We start from the raw sequence: 16173 nt of genomic DNA on the forward strand, positions 1-16173 counted from the left end.
GAATCCGAGCGTCATCTCTATAAAAAATTGAGGAGCACATCGATGCGCGTCATTCTGCTGGGAGCTCCCGGGGCCGGTAAAGGTACTCAGGCAAAGTTCATCACTGAAAAATTCGGCATTCCACAAATCTCCACCGGCGACATGCTGCGCGCGGCCGTCAAGGCCGGCACCGAGCTGGGCCTGATCGCAAAAAGCGTGATGGACAGCGGCGGCCTGGTTTCCGATGACCTGATCATCAACCTGGTCAAGGAACGCATCAGCCAGGACGACTGCAAGAACGGTTTCCTGTTCGACGGCTTCCCACGCACCATTCCCCAGGCTGAAGCCCTGGTGAAGGCTGGCGTTGAGTTGGATGCCGTGGTTGAAATCGCGGTTGAAGACGAAGAAATCGTCCAGCGTATCGCCGGTCGTCGTGTTCACGAGGCCTCGGGCCGCGTGTACCACACCGTCTACAACCCGCCGAAGGTTGAAGGCAAGGACGATGTTACCGGCGAAGACCTGGTACAGCGTAAGGATGACACCGAAGAAACCGTGCGCCATCGTCTGTCGGTCTACCACTCCCAGACCAAGCCACTGGTGGACTTCTACCAGAAACTGTCCGCTGCACAGGGCAAGCCGAAGTACAGCCACATTCCTGGCGTGGGTTCGGTAGAAGCCATCACCGCCAAGGTGCTGCAAGCGCTGAGCTGATCAAACGATCAGCTGCATGCACAACGGCCCGCTTGCGGGCCGTTGTTGTTTATACTGGCGCACTTTTTTCCGATTTGGACACCTACACCGATGAGCACCCTGCTGGCCCTGGACACCGCGACTGAAGCTTGCTCTGTTGCCTTGCTGCACGATGGCAAGGTAACGAGCCACTACGAGGTGATCCCGCGCCTGCACGCGCAGAAGCTGTTGCCGATGATCAAGCAATTGCTGGAAGACGCCGGCACCACCCTTGCTGCGGTGGATGCCATTGCCTTTGGCCGTGGCCCCGGCGCGTTTACCGGCGTGCGCATTGCCATTGGCGTGGTGCAGGGCCTGGCGTTTGCGTTGGAGCGCCCGGTATTGCCAGTCTCCAACCTCGCGGTGCTGGCCCAGCGTGCGCTGCGTGAGCACGGCGCCTCGCAAGTGGCGGCGGCCATTGATGCACGGATGGATGAAGTCTATTGGGGTTGCTACCGCGAGACGGCCGGCGAAATGCGCCTGGTGGGCGTGGAAGCCGTGCAGCCGCCGCAAGTCAGCGCGTTGCCCGTGGATGCTAGCGGTGACTGGTTCGGTGCCGGTACCGGCTGGGGTTATGGCGAACGCATCAATGTGCAACTGGTCGGCCAGGACGCCACTATGTTGCCGCATGCCGAAGACCTGCTGACCCTGGCACGCTTCGCTTTCGAGCGTGGCGAAGCGATTCCCGCCGATCAGGCTGCACCGGTTTATCTGCGCGATAAAGTGGCGCAAACCAAGGCTGAGCGCGGGATTATTTGACGCCAAAAAAGCGAGATTTTTGTGGCGATTTTCGCCAATCGTCAGAATTTGACCGGGTTTGTAAACCTTTTACAAATTATGTGTTCTAGTTATCACCAGAGCATTTGCGCACAACGGAAAGTGCCGCTAAATTGCCATCATTGATACCGAGTCTGCATGTATGCGTATAGACGGCTTTTCCTCACAGTCCTACCCCCTCAAGCGTAAGCCACGTAAGGCGAACGTGACGGTAGACGATTCCGTCGAGGATTCGCCGGACTTCATTGAGGTCCAGTCCGACGCCCAGTCCAGCGCCCAGGGTTCTGCCGGCGCGCGTCTCAGTGGTCTTCCCGCCCGTCAGCAAGACATGGTGTTCCACCGTTCCATGAGCAAAAGCGTCGCCACCGCCCTGGCCAGCTACCTGACCACCGCCGGCTTTGTCGAATGGGATATGGAAGTGCTGGGTCTCGACATCCACATCTGATGCGCCAGCCTTACTTTATTGGTTGCCCGTCCTGGAGTGAAAACGCCTGGCGCGAGTACCTGTACCCGGCCGACGCGCGCTCCAGCGATTATCTCGCGCTGTACTCCCAAGTCTTCAACGCCGTTGAAGGCAACACCACTTTTTATGCTCGCCCCTCGGCCGCCACGGTGCAGCGCTGGGCTGAAATCATGCCTGAAGATTTTCGCTTCACTGCCAAATTTCCGGGCGACATCAGCCACGGAGGCGACTTGCGCGAACAGTTGCCGGCGGCGGAAAGTTTTGTCGGCCTGATGAGCCCATTGGGGGCGCGTGTTTCGCCATTGTGGCTGCAACTGTCGGCGAGCTTTTCGCCGCAACGCCTCGGCGAGCTCGCCGGTTTTATTGATGGCCTGGAACGCCCGTTGGCGGTGGAAGTACGCCACCCGGAATTCTTCGCCAAGGGCGATGCCGAACGCACGCTCAACCGCTTGTTACGTGACCGTGGTGTCGAGCGGATCTGCCTCGACCCCAGGGCCTTGTTCAGTTGCACGTCCACCTCGGCCGCCGTGCTGCACGCCCAATCGAAAAAGCCCAAGGTGCCCCCGCGCCCGGCGGCGCTGACCCAGTTTCCCCAGGTGCGTTTCATCGGCCATCCGGAGCTTGAGGCCAACGACCCGTTTTTGCTGCCGTGGGTGGAAAAAATCGCCGGCTGGATCGAAGAGGGGCGCACGCCCTACGTATTCCTGCACACCTCGGATAACCGGCTGGCTGCGCAACTGGCGCTGCGGTTTCATGAAAAACTGATGGCCCGTTTGCCGGGCCTGCCGCCGCTGGCGACCTTGCATCGAGAACCCGAAGCGGAGCAACTGGGGTTACTCTAGGGCTCCTTTTTACGCCAGGAGTGAGTCATGGATGCCCAAACCCTTCGCGCCGAAACCTTCAAGGCCTTGCACGAGCGTGATCGTGCGTTCGTGATGCCCAACCCGTGGGATGCCGGCTCCGCCATCATGCTTGCCAGCCTCGGCTTTGAAGCGTTGGCCACCACCAGTGCGGGCTATGCGTTCAGCCTGGGGCGGCCGGATGCGGAAGGCGCGTTGTCGCTGGAGGATACGTTGGGTAATGCTTCTGCGATTGTCCGGGCGACCGCGCTGCCGGTGGCGGCTGATCTGGAAAACGGCTTCAGCGATACGCCCGAAGGGTGTGCCCAAACCATCCTGCGCGCAGCCGCCACCGGGATCGTCGGTGGCTCCATCGAAGACGCCACGGGCATTGCCATCGATCCAATCTATCCCTTTGATCTGTCCGTCGAGCGCGTGGAAGCCGCGGTTGCTGCTGCCCGCAGTCTGCCATTCCCGTTCACGCTGACAGCCCGCGCGGAAAACCTCCTGCATGGCCGCCTGGATTTGCCTGACACCATCCGCCGCTTGCAGGCCTACGCCGAAGCCGGTGCCGACGTGCTGTATGCCCCAGGGCTACGCAGCGCCGAAGAAATACTGGCAGTGGTCAAGGCCGTCGCGCCCAAGCCGGTGAACGTGTTGATGTCCGGCGGCTTGAACCTCAGCGTGGCGCAGTTGAGCGAGATGGGCGTGAGGCGCATCAGTGTCGGTTCGGCCATGGCGTTGGCGGCGTATGGCGAGTTTTACCGAGCTGCGCAGGAGGTGTATGCGTTGGGCACCTTTACCTTCACCGAGCGCAAGATGCCGTTCAGCCAGGCCAACCAATTCTTCAAGGGTTAAGCCGTGCGCTTTTTTAAAGTGGTCGGTGCGCTGCTGTTGCTGGCGGGTGTGTGTGCACTGGGTGTGTGGCGAGGCTGGGTGCCGTTGCCCAATGAATGGAATCCCTGGGCGCCGCTGGATGTGCGCGCCAGCCCGAACGTGTTGACGCGGTTCAAGCTCGGGCGGCTGCAGGATGATCCGGCGCTGTGCGACGAGGTGTTGAAAACGTCTGGTTTGCGCGTCATCCGTCAGGCAGACAGCCCCGCTGACGCCGCGTGCCCATTGCGCAACGTCTTGCGTGTGCAAGGCGCCGACGTGGCCTTGAGCAGCAGCTTTCTCGCCAGCTGCCCGCTGGCCGTGGCGTTTGCCTTGTTCGAGCGCCATAGCCTGCAACCGGCGGCCCAGGCGGTATTTGGCCAGGCGGTGACGCGGGTCGATCACTTGGGCAGCTTTGCCTGTCGCAACCTGTATAACCGCGCAGACGGGCGGCTCAGTCAACATGCCTCGGCCAATGCCCTGGATATTGCCGGCTTCCGCCTGGCGGATGGACGCAGCATCAGTGTGCTCAAAGACTGGCCGGGGGAAGGCGATGGCGCGCGTTTTTTGCGGCAGGTGCGAGAGGGGGCCTGCGCCGATTTCAACGTGGTGTTGAGCCCGGACTACAACGCTGCTCATCGCAACCACTTCCATCTGGACATGGGGCCCTGGTGGGTGTGCCGCTGAGGCTTATGCGGCGAGGCGCAGGTTGTTGAGGATCAGTGGACGCGCCCAGTTGTAATCGAAGTCCAGCGCTTTCTGTTGCGCTTCCAGTGCTTCGGTCGGGTACGGCGTGGCGGGTGGTGGCAGCAAGTCCAGTTCGAACTCGGCAATCGGCAGGTGCAAGGGCTGTGGTTCCGGTGCCGGGCCTGGCGCAGGCTTTGGTTGACCAGCGTTCAGAACAATCGGGCGTACCCAACCGCTTTCAAAATTCTGCTGGCGCTGTAGGGCGACGATTTCTTCTGCCGGGAACGGCGCGGGGGGCGGTGGCAGCAACTCGGTTTCAAATTCGGCGATGGGCAGGAACAGCGGCTCCGGTGGGGCGATCTCGGTGTCCTTCACATCGCACTCACGCTGGGTGAGGATCTGCGACAACAGGTCGGCGCCTTCGCTGGGTTCTACCGCCGGGTCTCTCGGTGCCGGTGCCTTGGCGGCGAGTGCGTCCGGCGTATCGCCGAGCTGTTCGGCCAACGCACGGGCGAAGAAGTCCTGCCACACATGACTCACGCCGGCCAGCGCTTGAGTATTACGCAGGCCGTAGTGGTTGTGGGTCGGCAATACACCGATAGTTGGGGGAAGAATGTCTGACATTTTTCTCGGTCGACGCTCAGCTCTGGCAAAATACCTGACTGTTGTTTTTATCGGCCGCTATTTGCCGATCCTTAATATTTTTGAGCGTAGCGATTGATGAACGAACAACCAGCGGCCAGCCGCATTCGGGTCGAGGCCTTGGCCGAAGGTTTTACGGCGCGTGCCGAGCAGTGGGCTTCGTTGCTGGGCCTGCCGTTGCACCTGGATGAGGCGGACTTTTCCCTGCAAGTCGGGGAGCATGGCCTGCAGCTCCAACAGCTTGGGCCTGACGCACCGGGGCCGGTGCGCGTGGACTTTGTCGAAGGCGGCGCAGCTCACCGGCGTTTATACGGCGGTGGCAGCGGGCAGATGATCGCCAAGGCGGTCGGCGTTGCTCAGGGTGTGCGCCCGCGCGTGCTGGATGCCACGGCAGGTTTGGGCAAGGACGCGTTCGTGCTGGCCAGCCTGGGCTGCGAGATGAGCCTGATCGAGCGTCAGCCACTGATTGGCGCTCTGCTCGAAGACGGTCTGGCACGCGGCGCGGGTGATTTTGAAGTGGCGCCCATTGTGGCGCGCATGAAGCTGCTCAAGGGCAATTCCATCGATGTGATGCTCAATTGGGAAGGCGAACCGCCGCAGGTGATCTACCTGGACCCGATGTTCCCTCATCGTGAGAAAACCGCCCTGGTGAAGAAGGAAATGCGCCTGTTCCGGCCACTGGTAGGCGATGACCCGGATGCACCCGCCTTGCTGGCCGCCGCCTTGGCGTTGGCCAGCCACCGCGTGGTGGTCAAGCGTCCGCGCAAAGCGCCGTGCATTGAAGGGCCGAAGCCGAGCCATGCGCTGGATGGTAAATCGAGCCGGTATGACATCTATCCTAAGAAAGCACTCAAGCCTTGAGGGCCTCATCGCGGATAGGTATCTACGCAACTCTTTGTGTCGCTTTAAGTCTGTGAGGGGGTTAGGTAGATTGAGTACATATCCGTTGCTGCGGTAACGGCGGCTTAGGGTTCCGCCCTTACGGCGGGTCACTTTTTTACAAAGCGCCTAAAAAAGTAACCAAAAAACGCTTTGCCCCACCACTCGGTGCCTCGCCTGGGCTCGGCATGCCCGCACTCCGGCTTGAATCCGTGGGCCGCCGCAATGGGCCATCCCTGGCCCAGTGCGGCTAACCCGGCGTCCTGCCGGGTTACCCACGGATTCAAGCCTGCGTTCGGCCATCGTGGTTAACGGGGCCTGTCAGATCAAGATCAACAGCAGATCAAAAGCAGAGCACGGCGGCCTGAAAGCCGACCTGAGTGGTAGAAGCGAAAGCAGGGCAAAAGCAGATCAAAAACAGGGCTGCTTTTCTGTGGGAGCTGGCTTGCCTGCGATAGCGCCAGTACGGGCGGCACAAGACTTCAGGCCCTATAGGCCCGCATAAACAACCCCACCACTTCCTGCACATGGGCTTCGGCGGCTTCCTCATTCAGTGGCCCGCCGCAGCCATACAGCAAGCAGAAATTCGCCGTGCCCTTGAGCAGGCAAAAGAAATGCTCGGCCGCCGTCAACGGTTTGTCGATGCTCAGGGCGCCGCTCTGGTCGATCCGGCTGAGCAGGCGCTCCATGCCCTGCAGCATGCGCATGGGACCGGCTTCGAAGAAAATCTGCGAGAGTTTCACGTCCTGATTGCCGGTGGTCATCATCAGGCGATGCAGGTTCACCGACTCCTCGCTGTTGATCAGCCGATGGAACCCCCGCGCGATGTTCAACAACACAGTCTCCACCGGCATGCCTTCGGGCAATTCGAAGTACATCACCGGCAATTGCTCCTCGCACTTGGCCACGACGGCGGCGGTGAACAAGGTCTCTTTGTCGGTGAAGTGGCTGTAGACCGTCAGTTTTGATACGCCGGCCTCCAGGGCCACGGCATCCATGCTGGTGCTGGCGTAGCCATTGCTCAAAAACAGAATTTTAGCTGCTTCGAGAATTGCCTGGCGTTTTGCCATGTCCTTGGGACGCCCGGGGCTATTGGTGTTCACTCGATTGTCGGACATTTTCACCTTTAATACTGGACTGGCGAGTTTGGTATTAATAACATACCGGCCAGTATAATTATTCCTAGCTCCATTTGCGAAAGGTCCTTCAGCATGCGCAGCACTTTCTTGCCTCTTGCGTTGCCTGTCAGCCTGGTCTTCCTATTGGCCGCCTGCGGCCATGAAGAAGCGGCCCAAACCACTGTCCGCCCGGCGATGGTGGTGCAACCGCAGCCTTCCGCTCAGGCAATGGACAGCTACCCGGGTGAAGTACGTGCCCGTTATGAACCGGACCTGGCCTTTCGTATTGGCGGTAAAGTCAGCAAGCGGCTGGTGGAGGAGGGCGAGCGGGTCAAGGCTAACCAGCCGCTGGCAGAGCTCGACCCGCAGGATGTGCGCCTGCAACTGGAAGCCACGCGTGCCCAGGTTGCCGCCGCTGAGGCCAACCTGAGCCTGGTGCGCGCCGAGCGTGACCGCTACAAGACCCTGATGGACCGTCAGATGGTCAGCCGCTCGCAGTACGACAATTCCGAAAACCTTTACCGATCCGGTGAAGCGCGCCTGAAGCAGATAAAGGCCGAATTCGATGTATCGAGCAACCAGGCTGGCTATGCGGTGCTGCGCGCCCCACAGGAGGGTGTCGTCGCCAAGCGCGCGGTGGAAGTCGGCCAAGTGGTGTCCGCCGGCCAAACCGTGTTCACCCTGGCCACCGATGGTGAGCGCGAAGTGCTGATCAGCCTGCCCGAGCAAGGCTTCGGCCGGTTCAAGATCGGCCAGCCGGTGTCGGTGGAGTTGTGGAGCCAGCCAGACCAACGCTTTACCGGGCGCATCCGTGAGTTGTCGCCCGCAGCCGATCCTAAATCGCGCACATTCGCTGCTCGCGTCGCCTTCACGGGTGGCAAAGTCCCGGCCGAACTGGGCCAGAGTGCCCGAGTTTTCATACAGGCTGACGGCGTAATTCCTCTGTCGGTACCGCTGTCTGCCCTGAGTGCGGAGAACGGCGCGTCCTTCGTTTGGCGTGTGCAACCTGACAACACGCTGAAACGCACACCGGTGCGCATTGGCGCCTTTGGCGAGAAAACCGTGCCGGTCCTCGAAGGCTTGGCCCCCACCGACTGGGTGATTGCAGCGGGCGTGCATGTGCTTCATGAGGGCCAGCAAGTGCGCCCGGTGGATCGCTCCAACCGAGTTGTGAATCTGGCGGCCAAGGAGTAGTCCCCGATGGGTTTCAATCTTTCCGAATGGGCGTTGCGTAATCGCCAGATCGTACTGTTCCTGATGATCCTGCTGGCTGTGGTCGGCACTCTGTCCTACACCAAGCTGGGGCAAAGCGAAGACCCACCGTTCACGTTCAAGGCCATGGTCATCAAGACCAATTGGCCCGGGGCCACCGCCCAGGAAGTCTCGCGCCAGGTCACCGAGCGTATCGAGAAAAAACTCATGGAGACTGGCGACTACGAGCGCATCGTTTCCTTCTCGCGGCCCGGTGAGTCGCAAGTCACCTTTGTGGCCCGCGACTCGATGCACTCCGCGCAGATTCCGGACCTGTGGTACCAGGTGCGCAAGAAGATCAGTGACATTCGCCAGACCTTGCCGCCGGACATCCAGGGGCCGTTTTTCAACGATGAGTTCGGCACCACCTTCGGCAATATCTACGCGCTGACCGGCGATGGCTTCGACTACGCCGTGCTCAAGGACTACGCCGATCGCATCCAGATTCAACTGCAGCGTGTGCCGGATGTGGGCAAGGTCGAGCTGCTTGGGCTGCAGGACGAGAAAATCTGGATCGAGCTGTCCAACCTCAAACTGGCCACCCTCGGCCTGCCCCTGGCGGCAGTGCAGCAGGCATTGCAGGAGCAGAACGCCGTGTCTACGGCCGGCTTCTTTGAAACCCCGACCGAACGTGTGCAACTGCGCGTGTCAGGCAACTTCAAAACTGTGGATGAGATCCGCAGTTTCCCGATTCGCGTGGGTGACCGCACGTTCCGCATTGGAGACGTGGCCGACATCCACCGTGGCTTCAACGACCCACCGGCACCGCGCATGCGTTATATGGGCGCGGACGCCATCGGCCTGGCCGTGGCCATGCGTGATGGCGGCGACATTCTGGTATTGGGCAAGGCCCTCGAAGGCGAATTCGCACGCCTGCAGAAGAACCTTCCGGCTGGCATGGAACTGCGCAAGGTGTCGGACCAGCCGGCGGCAGTGAAAACCAGCGTCGGTGAATTCGTCCAAGTATTGGCCGAGGCGTTGGCCATCGTCTTGCTGGTGAGCTTTTTCTCACTTGGGGTGCGCACCGGTATGGTCGTGGCCCTGGCGATTCCGCTGGTGCTGGCGATGACCTTTGCAACCATGTATTACCTCGGTATCGGCCTGCACAAAATCTCCCTCGGTGCGTTGGTGCTGGCCTTGGGGTTGCTGGTCGACGACGCCATCATCGCCGTGGAAATGATGGCGATCAAAATGGAGCAGGGTTACGACCGGATCAAGGCCGCCAGCTTTGCCTGGACCAGCACCGCGTTCCCCATGCTGACTGGCACGTTGATCACGGCGGCGGGCTTCCTGCCGATTGCCACCGCACAATCGAGCACCGGCGAATACACCCGTTCGATATTCCAGGTGGTGACCATTGCTCTGCTGGCCTCGTGGGTCGCCGCGGTGGTGTTTGTGCCGTACCTGGGAGAGAAACTCCTGCCGGACCTGGCGAAAATTCACGCGGCCAAACACGGCACCGATGGCCCCGATCCTTACGGTACGCCGTTCTACCAGCGCGTAAGACGTTTGGTTGAATGGTGTGTGCGTCGACGCAAGACAGTAATTGTCCTGACCCTGCTGCTGTTTATCGGCTCGGTGGCGCTGTTCCGATTTGTGCCGCAACAGTTCTTTCCCGCTTCCGGTCGCCTGGAGTTGATGGTTGACCTGAAACTGGCGGAAGGCGCTTCCCTGAGCAACACTGCCGACCAGGTCAAACGCCTGGAAGCCTTGCTCAAGGAGCATGCAGGCATCGAAAACTATGTGGCCTACGTCGGCACCGGTTCGCCGCGTTTCTATCTGCCCCTGGACCAGCAACTGCCGGCTGCAAGCTTCGCGCAATTTGTGGTGCTGGCCAAAACCATCGAAGAGCGCGAAAGCCTGCGCACCTGGCTGATCGAAACCCTTAACGAGCAATTCCCCGAACTGCGCTCGCGGGTCACGCGCCTGGAGAACGGCCCGCCCGTGGGCTATCCGGTGCAGTTTCGTGTGACCGGCGAACACATCGAAGAAGTCCGCGCCTTGGCCCGCAAAGTGGCGGCAAGGGTGCGCGAAAATACCCATGTGGTTAACGTGCACCTGGACTGGGAAGAACCGAGCAAAGTTGTCTACCTCAGTATCGACCAGGACCGCGCCCGTGCCCTTGGCGTAAGCACCGCCAACCTGTCGAAATTCCTGCAGAGTTCACTGACCGGTTCCACCGTCAGCCAATTTCGCGAGGACAACGAGTTGATCGAAATCCTCCTGCGCGGCACCGTGCATGAGCGCACTGAGTTGTCGTTGCTGCCGAGCCTGGCGGTGCCGACCGACAATGGCAAAAGCGTGGCGCTGTCGCAGATTGCCACCCTCGAATACGGCTTCGAAGAGGGCATTATCTGGCATCGTAACCGCCTGCCGACTGTCACCGTGCGCGCCGACATCTACGGCAAGGAACAACCGGCGACGCTGGTGCAGCAGATACTGCCAACACTCGCAGGCGTGCGTGCAGAACTGCCGGACGGCTACTTGCTCGAAGTCGGCGGCACCGTCGAGGATTCCGCCCGTGGCCAGAACTCGGTCAAGGCCGGTGTGCCTCTGTTCATTGTGGTGGTGCTGACTCTGCTGATGCTGCAACTGCGCAGTTTCTCACGCACTGCGATGGTGTTTCTGACGGCACCGCTGGGCTTGATCGGGGTGACCTTGTTCCTGCTGGTATTCCGCCAGCCCTTCGGCTTCGTCGCCATGTTGGGGACCATCGCCTTGTCGGGGATGATCATGCGCAACTCGGTGATCCTGGTGGACCAGATCGAACAGGACATCAAGGCTGGATTGGCGCCATGGCAGGCGATCATTGAAGCCACCGTCCGACGCTTCCGCCCGATTGTGCTGACAGCCCTGGCGGCGGTGCTGGCGATGATTCCGCTGTCACGCAGCGTGTTCTTTGGGCCGATGGCGGTGGCGATCATGGGAGGATTGATTGTGGCGACGGCGTTGACCCTATTGTTCTTGCCAGCCCTGTATGCTGCGTGGTTCCGAGTGAGGAAGGACGTCGCGTAATCATGCTGGCCACCGTTTCAGCCCTGATGTTGTTGTTGCTCGCCCCAGGCCCGACCAACACCCTGCTGTTCCGTGCGGGGGTGTTGTTCGGGTATCGGGCTTCGTGGACGCTGGTCTTTATCGAATGCCTGGCCTACTTGTTACAGGTGTCGGTGTGGGGCGTGGCGTTGCTTTATCTCGCGGCCTATTCGCCAGGGATGTTGAACATCACGCAACTGGCGGCGGCCTGCTACTTGTTGTATGTCTCGTTCAAGCTGTGGCAGCGCAAAAGCAGTGCTATCACTGCGACCGGGGATGGTTTTTCCGGCCTGTATTTTTTCTGGCTCACCGTGATGAACCCCAAAGGCCTGCTGATCGTTTCGTTTATCGCACCGGCCAGCGCCTTTGCTTCGCTGCAAGGCTATATAGGGTTCATGACCACCCTTGCGTTGGTGGTGATACCGGTAGGGGCTGCGTGGATCGTGCTGGGCAGCCGCTTTGAAGGCATTCAGAAGACGTGGCTCACGCCGTTGAAGATCAACCGCGCGACATCCGTGGCCATCGGCTGTTTTGCAACGATCATGATCGGGCGGCTGGCGAGTTCGGTCATTCATTGATTTACATGCTGATGCAAACAGGCATCGGCGGCTGTGGAACGTTCGCCTTTTTCACTCCACTCAGCATTGCCTGACGGACAGGCACGGGTTTCGACTTCGCCTGTTGGCGGTCGGGCCTGATTCAATGAGTTTATGGAGTGTCATATGTCGTTTTGTACTGCGATTGCTGCTTTCAAAGAGGCGTTTTTCGGGGCATTGGTGGGCAATCATTTGCCTTGCAAACAGGTTGAGACCACCAGGGCGAAGAGACCGGTGTATGGACAGCCCGGGCCTCGCCGCCCTTATTCCGCCCAGCCAGTTGTAGGGCATACCCAATCCGCCAAGCCGAGCCACGGTAAACCGCACCCACAGCCATACCCGATCTGTGAGCAGCCAGTGCCCTACAGGCCTTTGTATCCGCTGTTTCGCTAGCGCAAGACAACTGCGCCCAGGTGTGTCAGGAGCCACCTGGGCGCAGAAGAGTGAAGGGTGACTCTGAGATATTACAGCGCGCCAAACACCTTCTTCGCCAGGCTGGTGGCCGCAGCCGCCGGGTTCTTGCGAATGGTTTCTTCCTGCTGCGCAATCATTTTGAACAAGCCGTCCAGCGCCTGTTCGGTCACGTAGCTTTCGACGTTGGCACTTTTGGCATCAACCGCGCCAAATGCCGCGGCCTTGCCCGCCAGGGCGTTGTACTGCTGTGCCACGCCAACCTTGTCGGTGGCGGCCTTGACGATCGGCAGGAACTTGGCGCGGATCTCTTCGCGGCTGCTTTTGTTCAGGTATTGAGTCGCCGAGTCCTGGCCACCGGTGAGGATGCCCTTGGCGTCGGTCACGCTCATGTTTTTTACCGCATTGACCAGAATCGGTTGCGCCTGGGTCACGGCAGTTTCAGCCGCCTTGTTCATGCTGGTTTCCAGCTGTGTGACTTGATCACCCATGCCGAACATCTTCAGCTTGTCGGCCACTTTGCCGAGCTTGCCTGGCAGACCGATTTTCACTTCCGGGTTGTTGCTGAAACCACCGGGTACGCCCAGTTGTTTCACGGCGATCTGTGCGCCCTGGGTCAGTGCGTCCTTGAGGCCGCCGCTGGCGTCGCTCTGGGACAGGCTGCCAAGTGACAGCGCCATGGCGTTGGCGCCAAGCAGCAGGCCGGCGCACAGGGCTGTGAGGCGAAGGGAGTTACGGAGCATGGGCGCTTCCTTTTGATCGGGCTTATGTTCTGGAAAATATCAGTGTGCGACCGCATCCACCCGCAGGCGCAGCGGTTGTGGGTCTTGACCATTAAGCTGCACAGCGTGCCGTTCGGTGGTGATAAACAGTAGCTTGCCATCCAGCTCGATGCGAGCGCTCACCGAGTAAGTGTGCCCTGGCTTGATGTGGGCCGGGTCGTAGCTCAGGTGAAACGGCAGTGGCACCTGGCCTTTTACCGGGCCTTTCTGTTCGGCGAGGGTCACGGCCGGGGCGTCCATCAAGGACACGTCCTGCAGGCTGACGCTCAAGGTGGCGGCGGGCGGCAGGGCAATGCGTTGCAGGTAGAACACTTCGCCGTCGAGGCTGGCTTTGGCGGCGGGGTTCATGGATTGGCAGGCTCCGAGCAGGGCGGTCAGGCCGAGGAGGATGATCTTTTTCATGGTACAGCTCCTTTTCAACGGCGCCGGAATCCGCCCGACGCCTCATTCAATCTAGCGGCTTTCTTCAGGTTTGACCGGCTCAGGTTCGACTGGCGCCTCGGCTGCGCCATCAACGCGATGCAACGCCACCTGCCGGATCGACAGGCGAATATCGGCTGGCAGCACGCGCTTCGCTGCGCCTTCAGCCAGTTCACCGAGCAGGTCGTGGTAGCTCAACTTGCCGGCTTCATCGCGGCGCAGCACATCTTGCTCCAGCAAAGTCTGGATGAAATGTCGGAAAAGGCTCTTGTCGAAAAACTCCGGGGCATTGAGGCCATGCAGGATCGACAGGCGCTGGGCCATGATCGTGCACAGGTCTTCCAGCTCCTCGGCGCTGATGCTGTTCTGGCCGCTGTTGAGCAGCAGCGAGATCGCCATGTAGAAGCGTTGCAGGGTCTGGGCGATGCTCTTGGACAGCAGCGTCAGCAGCACAAAGTGCCGCGAACTGGGGGCCGGGCGCAGGTAGACGTCGTTTTCGAAGCGCAGCAGGCCTTGCTCGACAAACGCCTCAAGCCACTGGTCGACCACCGCGTCCAACTCCTCCAGCGACCAGCGGATAAACAACTCCGATTGCAGGTATGGATAGAGCGCGCGGGTGTAACGCAGGATTTGTTCGCGACTCATCCGCGAACTGCTTTGGAAGAAGCTTGCCAGCAGTGCGGGCAGGGCGAAGATGTGCAGTACGTTGTTGCGGTAATAGGTCATCAGGACGGCATTCTGCTCGTCCAGGTACAGGATCTTGCCCAGGGCGTCACTTTGCTCGGACAACAGGTCCATGTCCTTGACGTGCTTGATCAACGCCATGCCATCGCCTTCCGGCAACGTGGTATGCGGCGAGTACGGCACGCGGCGCAGCAGCGCGAGGTACAGGTCCAACTGACGCGCCATGGCCTGTTCGTCCAGGGCCAGGCGGGTGGTGGACAGTAGCGCCAGCGCCACCAGGTTCACCGGGTTGACTGCGGCGGCTTCGTTCAAGTGGCGCGCCACCTGCTCACCGAGGCGGTTGGTGGTTTCGTTGAGCCAGGCGGGTTTGTAGTTCGGCCCCAGCTCCTGGCTGCGCCAGTCAGGTTGCTCGGTGTCGAGGAACTCGGCCAGCTTGATCGGTTCGCCGAAATTGACCGCGACTTGGCCAAAGCGCTGCTTGAGCGCGCCGACCACTTTGAAAATATCAAAGATCGATTCTTTCTTCTTGCTCGCGCCACGCAGCTCGCCGAGGTAAGTGCGGCCTTCCAGCACACGCTCATAGCCGATATACACCGGCACAAACACGATCGGCATGCGCGAAGAGCGCAGGAAGCTGCGCAGGGTGATTGCCAGCATTCCGGTTTTCGGTTGCAGCATGCGCCCGGTGCGCGAGCGCCCGCCTTCCACGAAGTACTCCACCGGGAAACCCTTGGTGAACAGCGTGTGCAGGTATTCGTTGAACACCGAGGTATACAGCGGGTTGCCCTTGAAGGTGCGGCGCATGAAAAACGCACCGCCACGGCGCAGCAGGCTGCCGATCACCGGCATGTTCAGGTTGATGCCGGCGGCGATGTGCGGCGGGGTCAGGCCATTCTTGAACAGCAGGTACGAGAGCAGCAGGTAGTCGATATGGCTACGGTGGCAAGGCACGTAGATCACCTCATAACCCTGGGCAACCTTTTGCACACCCTCGATGTTATTGACCTTGATGCCGTCGTAGATCTTGTTCCAGAACCAGCTCAGTACCACTTCGAGAAAGCGGATCGCGGTGTAGGTGTAGTCCGAGGCGATCTCGTTGCCGTAGCGCAGGGCTTGGGCCTTGGCTTTTTCCGGGGTGATTTTTTCGCGTTCGGCCTCTTCACTGATGGCTTGGCGCACCAGCGGCATATTGACCAGGCCCTTCACCAAATTGCGGCGGTGGGACAGGTCAGGACCGATCACGGCGGTCTTCAGGTTACGAAAGTGCACACGCAGGATGCGCTGGGCCATCCGCACGGTGCGTTCGTGACCTTTATTGTGCTCGATCAATTCACGCAGGTTGATAGGCGCGGAGAATTGTACGCGGGTCTTGCGACCCAGGATCAGGATGCTCAACAGCCGGCGTAGACGGCCGGTGACGGCCCAGCTGTCGGCAAACAGCAGTTTCCATGGGCTGGACTCGCTCTCGGGCGACTGCCCCCAGAACACGCTGACGGGAATGATTTGTGCATTCTCTTCGGCGTGTTCGGTCAGGGTGTTGACCAGCCGGGTCAGGGTCGGCGGCGCGCCGCGCTTGTCCTGGCGGCCAAGCCAGTCCGGCTCCGGCGTGAGGTAGAAGAATGCGGCGGGTTCGATCAGCGGGCCTACCGATACCGGCAGCACCGGGCGCGGCAGGCCGGCCTTGGTGCACTCGGTATCGACCACGGCCAATTCGGTGAGGGAGGGCGATTGCAGGACGTAGAACACCGGCCGGCTGCGGTCGAGGTTAAGGGTTAGGGACGACTGGTTGATCGTCTCGGAGCGAACCCAGAGGTACAACAGTCGGCGCAAGGTGCCAAACACCAGACGGCGGAACGGGGAGCGGGTCATAGGCGTGCTGCTTCAAGTGGAAAAAACCGAGCAGGCGCTCGGGTGGGTAGTGTGCCGTATTCGCCGAAAATCGGCAAAAAAGCGGCGATGTAAACTTGAGTTGATCGTTTTTGAGCCTGTCTTATACTCGGCAGTTCAATG

General features: G+C 60.5%; 15 protein-coding genes. 10 read left to right on the forward strand and 5 right to left on the reverse strand.

The features are described 5' to 3' along the window. Window positions 1-42: 42 nt before the first annotated feature. The 6 genes from adk to A7J50_RS06470 all read left to right on the forward strand — a co-directional run bounded on the left by adk (window position 43) and on the right by A7J50_RS06470 (window position 4347). Window positions 43-690: an adenylate kinase gene (gene adk / locus A7J50_RS06445; RefSeq protein ID WP_034118422.1), complete on the forward strand. Its 648-nt coding sequence runs from the start codon at window positions 43-45 to the stop codon at window positions 688-690. A 90-nt stretch (window positions 691-780) separates the two neighbouring features. Beyond that, complete coding sequence (gene tsaB / locus A7J50_RS06450) at window positions 781-1467, forward strand: tRNA (adenosine(37)-N6)-threonylcarbamoyltransferase complex dimerization subunit type 1 TsaB (protein WP_064451042.1); 687 nt, start codon at window positions 781-783, stop codon at window positions 1465-1467. 160 nt (window positions 1468-1627) lie between these two features. Then, on the forward strand, window positions 1628-1930 hold the full coding sequence (locus tag A7J50_RS06455; RefSeq protein WP_064451043.1) for a hypothetical protein: 303 nt from the start codon (window positions 1628-1630) through the stop codon (window positions 1928-1930). After that, a complete protein-coding gene (locus A7J50_RS06460) occupies window positions 1930-2790 on the forward strand; it encodes a DUF72 domain-containing protein (protein WP_064451044.1) in 861 nt (286 codons plus the stop codon). Before A7J50_RS06455 ends, A7J50_RS06460 begins: the two co-directional genes overlap by 1 nt. 27 nt (window positions 2791-2817) lie before the next feature. Continuing rightward, window positions 2818-3645, forward strand: a complete 828-nt coding sequence (locus A7J50_RS06465; protein ID WP_064451045.1) for an isocitrate lyase/PEP mutase family protein — start codon at window positions 2818-2820, stop codon at window positions 3643-3645. A 3-nt stretch (window positions 3646-3648) separates the two neighbouring features. Next, entirely contained in the window at window positions 3649-4347 is a 699-nt protein-coding gene (locus A7J50_RS06470; protein WP_064451046.1) for an extensin family protein, read from the forward strand. A gap of 3 nt (window positions 4348-4350) precedes the next feature. Here the strand turns inward: A7J50_RS06470 and A7J50_RS06475 are convergent, their stop codons facing one another. Further along, the gene (locus tag A7J50_RS06475; protein ID WP_064451047.1) at window positions 4351-4971 is read right to left on the reverse strand and encodes a hypothetical protein; all 621 of its coding nucleotides are present in this window, start codon (window positions 4969-4971) and stop codon (window positions 4351-4353) included. A 96-nt stretch (window positions 4972-5067) separates the two neighbouring features. Here A7J50_RS06475 and A7J50_RS06480 point away from each other — a divergent pair, with 96 nt between their 5' ends. Continuing rightward, a complete protein-coding gene (locus A7J50_RS06480) occupies window positions 5068-5850 on the forward strand; it encodes a class I SAM-dependent methyltransferase (RefSeq protein ID WP_064451048.1) in 783 nt (260 codons plus the stop codon). Between the two features lie 500 nt (window positions 5851-6350). Here the strand turns inward: A7J50_RS06480 and A7J50_RS06485 are convergent, their stop codons facing one another. After that, window positions 6351-6986 (reverse strand): TetR/AcrR family transcriptional regulator, encoded by a 636-nt coding sequence (locus A7J50_RS06485; protein ID WP_064451049.1) that lies wholly within the window; start codon window positions 6984-6986, stop codon window positions 6351-6353. Between the two features lie 93 nt (window positions 6987-7079). On the opposite strand from A7J50_RS06485, the gene A7J50_RS06490 reads away from it, so the two are divergent. Genes A7J50_RS06490 through A7J50_RS06500 form a run of 3 tightly spaced genes read left to right on the forward strand, consistent with a single transcriptional unit; the run spans window position 7080 to window position 11848 of the window. Then, window positions 7080-8180: an efflux RND transporter periplasmic adaptor subunit gene (locus A7J50_RS06490; protein WP_064451050.1), complete on the forward strand. Its 1101-nt coding sequence runs from the start codon at window positions 7080-7082 to the stop codon at window positions 8178-8180. Between the two features lie 6 nt (window positions 8181-8186). Beyond that, window positions 8187-11252, forward strand: a complete 3066-nt coding sequence (locus tag A7J50_RS06495) for an efflux RND transporter permease subunit (protein WP_064451051.1) — start codon at window positions 8187-8189, stop codon at window positions 11250-11252. Window positions 11253-11254: 2 nt separating this feature from the next. Further along, window positions 11255-11848 (forward strand): LysE family translocator, encoded by a 594-nt coding sequence (locus tag A7J50_RS06500; RefSeq protein ID WP_064451052.1) that lies wholly within the window; start codon window positions 11255-11257, stop codon window positions 11846-11848. 482 nt (window positions 11849-12330) lie between these two features. On the opposite strand, the gene A7J50_RS06505 is transcribed toward A7J50_RS06500, so the two are convergent. Genes A7J50_RS06505 through plsB form a run of 3 tightly spaced genes read right to left on the reverse strand, consistent with a single transcriptional unit; the run spans window position 12331 to window position 16032 of the window. Next, on the reverse strand, window positions 12331-13020 hold the full coding sequence (locus A7J50_RS06505) for a DUF4197 domain-containing protein (RefSeq protein ID WP_064451053.1): 690 nt from the start codon (window positions 13018-13020) through the stop codon (window positions 12331-12333). Between the two features lie 39 nt (window positions 13021-13059). Next, complete coding sequence (locus A7J50_RS06510) at window positions 13060-13461, reverse strand: YbaY family lipoprotein (protein ID WP_064451054.1); 402 nt, start codon at window positions 13459-13461, stop codon at window positions 13060-13062. A gap of 51 nt (window positions 13462-13512) precedes the next feature. After that, window positions 13513-16032 (reverse strand): glycerol-3-phosphate 1-O-acyltransferase PlsB, encoded by a 2520-nt coding sequence (plsB, locus tag A7J50_RS06515; protein ID WP_064451055.1) that lies wholly within the window; start codon window positions 16030-16032, stop codon window positions 13513-13515. Between the last annotated feature and the right edge of the window lie 141 nt (window positions 16033-16173).

This window comes from Pseudomonas antarctica (assembly GCF_001647715.1).
Classification (GTDB): Bacteria; Pseudomonadota; Gammaproteobacteria; order Pseudomonadales; family Pseudomonadaceae; genus Aquipseudomonas; species Aquipseudomonas antarctica_A.